Origin of the sequence: Burkholderia sp. Tr-862 (assembly GCF_011753085.1) — a bacterium.
Taxonomy (GTDB): domain Bacteria; phylum Pseudomonadota; class Gammaproteobacteria; order Burkholderiales; family Burkholderiaceae; genus Burkholderia; species Burkholderia ambifaria.
Map to the genome: position 1 here is coordinate 1 of NZ_VWWG01000277.1, position 4,493 is coordinate 4,493.

The 4,493-nt window shown below is 66.9% G+C and carries 4 protein-coding genes; 1 reads left to right on the forward strand and 3 read right to left on the reverse strand.

Annotated features, from left to right (window positions below; genetic code table 11):
• Positions 1-347: 347 nt before the first annotated feature.
• A complete protein-coding gene (locus F3J14_RS33575) occupies positions 348-1,136 on the forward strand; it encodes a sulfite exporter TauE/SafE family protein (RefSeq protein ID WP_166726572.1) in 789 nt (262 codons plus the stop codon).
• Positions 1,137-1,317: 181 nt separating this feature from the next.
• Here the strand turns inward: F3J14_RS33575 and F3J14_RS33580 are convergent, their stop codons facing one another.
• From F3J14_RS33580 to F3J14_RS33590, 3 genes are all read right to left on the reverse strand, one after another.
• Positions 1,318-3,150 carry a peptidase S1 gene (locus F3J14_RS33580; RefSeq protein WP_166726574.1) on the reverse strand — a complete coding sequence of 611 codons (1,833 nt, stop codon included), beginning with the start codon at positions 3,148-3,150 and terminating at the stop codon, positions 1,318-1,320.
• Positions 3,150-3,509, reverse strand: coding sequence for a hypothetical protein (locus tag F3J14_RS33585; RefSeq protein ID WP_166726576.1), 360 nt, complete (start codon positions 3,507-3,509; stop codon positions 3,150-3,152). The genes F3J14_RS33580 and F3J14_RS33585 overlap by 1 nt, the downstream gene beginning before the upstream one ends.
• A 253-nt stretch (positions 3,510-3,762) precedes the next feature.
• The coding region (locus F3J14_RS33590; RefSeq protein WP_247682345.1) for a D-(-)-3-hydroxybutyrate oligomer hydrolase at positions 3,763-4,493 on the reverse strand (731 nt) is incomplete at its 5' end.

The following is a 4,493-nucleotide window of genomic DNA, read 5'->3' on the forward strand; positions in this document are numbered from 1 at the left end:
TCCGCCGCCAGGACGCCGTTTCGGGTGTCGGCCCCGCGCTGCACTGACGGCCGGCGGGCCAAGCCGGGGCGCGCTCCGCCCGGCCTTGCCTCCCGCATCAGCCCCGTCCTGCCCGATAGCCGGGCATCGGCCAACCCGCCCACGGACACCGGTGCGCCGCTCCGTCGGGCCCGGCGCCTGTTCAAACGCACGTTTCACCCGCCGCGAACGGCCCGCCCGGCGGGCCTTGCCGGCCGATTTTTAACGTAGTCGTACACCAACGCGCCACTTTTGCGACAATGGCGGACTTTGACGCGCGCGCCGCAGCCGCGCGCCGCCGCCGAACGTCGCATAACCGCCTGCTTCCGATGTCGCTCCCCCATATCGATCTGCTGTACTCCCTGTCCGGCCTGTTCGTCGGCATTCTCGTCGGCCTGACGGGCGTCGGCGGCGGTTCGCTGATGACGCCGATCCTCGTGCTGCTGTTCGGCGTCCACCCCGCGACGGCGGTCGGCACCGACCTGCTGTACGCAGCCGCGACCAAGGCGACCGGCACGCTCGTCCACGGGCTGAAGGGGTCGATCGACTGGCGCATCACCGGCCGGCTCGCGGCCGGCAGCGTCCCGGCCGCGGCCGTCACGCTGTGGGTGCTGCACACGCACGGGGTGAATTCGCCCGGCACCGCGCGGATGATCCAGCTGGTGCTCGGCATCGCGCTGCTGCTCACGTCGCTCGCGCTGATCTTCCGCCCGCAACTCACCGCGCTCGCCGTACGCAACCCGCTCGCGCCGAGCCCCGCGCGCACGCTGTGGTCGACCGTGCTGACGGGCGCCGTGCTCGGCGTGCTCGTGTCGATGACGTCGGTCGGCGCCGGCGCGATCGGCGTCACCGTGCTTCTGCTGCTGTACCCGGCGCTCGCGACCACCCGCATCGTCGGGTCCGACATCGCGCACGCTGTGCCGCTCACGCTCGTCGCGGGCATGGGCCACTGGCTGCTCGGCTCGGTCGACTGGTCGATGCTGCTGTCGCTGCTGCTCGGCTCGCTGCCCGGCATCGTGCTCGGCAGCGTGCTGTCCGCGCGCGCGCCCGAGCGGCTGCTGCGCAACCTGCTCGCCGCGACACTCGTCGCGGTCGGCATACGGCTCGTGCTCGCGTAACGACGCGGCCGGCGGTTCCCGCGCCGCGAGACGCGCTGCTTGCGGCGCCTGGCGCGCCGGCACCGTCTCCACAAAAAACAGCCCGACCGGCCTGCGCCGATCGGGCTGTCGTCCATCCGGGGCCTCGCGAAATCCGCACCGCCCGGCGCAAGGCCGGGCCGCGCGGGCCGCCACGCGACGCTTACTGCCCCTGCTGCTTCAATTGCTGCTGCTTGAGCTGCTGCGTACGTGCCTGCAGCTTCAGCACGCGCTGCAGCGCGGTACGGTTCGCGAGGATGCCGTCGTAGAAGTTGCCGAGGTCGCCCTTCAGCGCGGTCCGCGACGCGTCGTTCAGGTAGATCATGTGGCCCGACGGGTAGTTCTTGATCGTCAGGTTCTGCGCCTTGAGCGTCGGATCGAGCGGCATCTGCGCGAGCGTCAGCTCGGTCTGGTGGAACGGCGTGACCGCATCGAAGTAGCCGTTCGCCGACAGCACCTTCAGGTCCGGGTTCACGCTCATCGTCGCCGCCAGGTCGCCCGCCGTGTACAGCGTATTGCCGCCGCCCTTGTTCGCGCCGGTCGGGTCGGTGTGGCTGAAGTCCCAGTTGTTGAAGACCTGGTCGTTCAGGTCCACGAACGACGACGTCGACGTGTACTTGAGGTCGGTGTTGATGTAGCTGTTCCAAAGCACCGTGTACGCGCCGCCGACGTTCGTGATCGACGGATCGTTGCTGCCCGAGTTCGGCAGGATGTACGGCGCGATGCCCTTGCCCGTGAAATTCGCACGACCGTCGTACTGGCCGATCTGCGTGCCCGGCACGAGCGTCAGGAAGAACGTGTACGGCGGGTTGTCGTTCGACGACGGTACGTTGCCGAGTGCGGCCGGATTGCCGAAGGTCTGGATCAGCGACGTCGGATCCGTGCCGATGTACGAACCCATCTGCTGCGCGGTCTGCAGGTTCAGGTTCAGCCGCACGTTCACGAAGCCGCCGTCCTGCGGGTTCGGCTTCTGCGCGAGCGGCGCGAGCGTGTTGTCCGCGTAGTTGCGGGCCTGCACCATGTACGCGTCGAGATCGGTCGGTGTCGGATTGAGCGTCGTCTTCTTCCAGTAGAACGCGTCGGCCGCGAGCGTCGGGAACGTGCCCGGCGCGGACAGCGCATTCGCATAGTCGAGGATCGACGACTGCAGCGTGATCCCGTTCAGGTCGATGCCGTCCTCATGCAGCACCCACGACACGACCGCGCTGCGCGCCGTGCCGTACGACTCGCCGTACAGGAACTTCGGCGAATTCCAGCGCGAGTACTTGGTCAGGTAGCGCTGGATGAAGCGGTCGATCGAGTGCGCGTCCTGGTCGGTGCCCCAGAAGTCCTTGTTCTTCGCCGGGGCGATCGCCGCCGAATAGCCGGTGCCGACCGGGTTGATGAACACGAGGTCGGTGCGGTCGAGCAGGCTGTCCGGGTTGTCGAGCAGCTTGTACGGAGCCGGCGGCGTGAAGTTCGGGAACGACGACTGCAGGCGCTTCGGCCCGTACGAGCCGAGCAGCAGGTAGACCGACGACGAGCCGGGGCCGCCGTTGTAGAAGAACGTGACCGGGCGCGGCTTCGACGGGTCCGGGTTGTCCTGCGTGTACGCGACGTAGAACATCTTCGCGTTCGGCGCCGACGTGACCGGGTCGATCGTGGTCAGGTGGCCCGTGGTGGCCGTGTACTTGACGGTCTTGCCGCCGATCGTGACCTGACGGTGCACGACCGCGGCCCCTTCGGTCGAATCCGTGACCGCGTCATCCGGTCCGGTGCCGTACACGTCGTTGTCGACGTACGGCTGGTCGGCCACGGCGGCCGTTGCGTCGGTGCTGGCCGCCGCGCTGCCGTTCGACGTCGTCGCGGCCGCCGCGGTGGCGGCGGTCGGGCCGGACCCGTCGTCGCCGCCGCACCCCGTGACGAGCAGCGCCGCGGCCGCGGCTGCGGCAAGCGGCATGCTCAGTGTCGTTCCAAATAGCGCGAAACCGTCTTTCAAGGACTTCAGTGTCGTCATTATTGCCTCTCGAACAGAACGATAAATACCGCCGGCCGCAAAGGATCATTTGCGCCGACGCTCCGCACCGGGAGTGCATTCGTTTTGCGATGCACTTCCGAGTTTTTTACCGGATCGGCGAATACCGATCGGCACGATTTACCCCACCCGTATTCCGCGATCGCACAATGGAATCCATTCCATTGCAAACGGCAATTCAATAATGCGCGGCAATGCGAATTCAGGCCCGTCATCCGCATGCGCGTGAAATCGGCAGCAAAAGCATCCCCCGCGAAGCCCGCCCTATAAGGCACCTTCGCTTCGAACAGACGAACGATCCCAGCCGGCGAGATACCGATTAATCGCGAAACGGCGACCAATCGCAACTCGAGCCGATTTAATAAAATCGAAAGGATCGATTAACTAGATGGAAAGGAATATCGCCTATATGGAATTTATTAAATTAAGTGAAAATACCGGCGCATAATAGATTCCGGGTTTTCCGCCGTAAAGTAACAATTTGTTACGGCCCTCGCCATTCTGATAAAGGCCAGTGCGGGACCGATTCCAGACTCGCAAAAAGAAAAAGCCGGACGACCGTCCGGCTTCATCAACGCGGTACGGCGGATGCCGTCAGAGCGGCACGTCGATCGCGCCGGCGCCGGCCGTGATCGCGTTCGCGCCGGGCGCCGTCGCGATCGGCGGCAGGTTCGCGCTCGTCAGTGCGGGTGCGGCGCCCGGCGTGCCGCCGCGCGGCACCGTGCGGATCACCTGCGACGGCGGCAGCGCGGCGCCGTTCTTCAGATGGCGCCACATCAGGTTCAGCGCCTGCAGGTTGTAGTAGTGGACCGGCACGAAGCGCGTATCGAAGCCCGCGACGGGCAGGAACGCGTCGAAGTGCTGCCCGTTCGTCACCTCGTAGAACACGAGCTGGCTGCGGCCGCCTTCGCTGATGCTGTTCTGCGCGACGTACGCGCGCGACGCGTGGTTCACCGGCACCAGCGCGTCGCTGCGGCCCTGCACGATGATCGCGGGCTTGCCCTGCAGGTTCGCGTTCACGCGCACGGCCTCGACGTTCGCCGGCATGTCGAGCATCCCGTTGGTCCACAGCTGGCGCAGGCACAGCGCGCCCGCGAAGCTCGCGTCGGGGGTCGCGAGCCGGTGATCGACGCCCGCGCCCGTGTTGAACACGAGGTCGATGCCGCCCGTCGGCGGCACGCCGTTGCCGACGCCGAAGATGGCCGGCATCGGCGACGCGGCGGGCGACGCGACCGTGCCGGTCGGCGCGCTGGTGGTCGCGAAGCTGAAATTGCACAGATTGTCGGTCACGCGCGAGCGCGTGTACGCGTTCGCATAGGTGACCG

Excerpts from the sequence above, each read along its gene's own strand:
- F3J14_RS33575 (WP_166726572.1), top strand. The coding sequence starts at position 348 with ATGTCGCTCCCCCATATCGATCTGCTGTACTCCCTGTCCGGCCTGTTC.
- F3J14_RS33580 (WP_166726574.1), bottom strand. The coding sequence starts at position 3,150 with ATGACGACACTGAAGTCCTTGAAAGACGGTTTCGCGCTATTTGGAACG.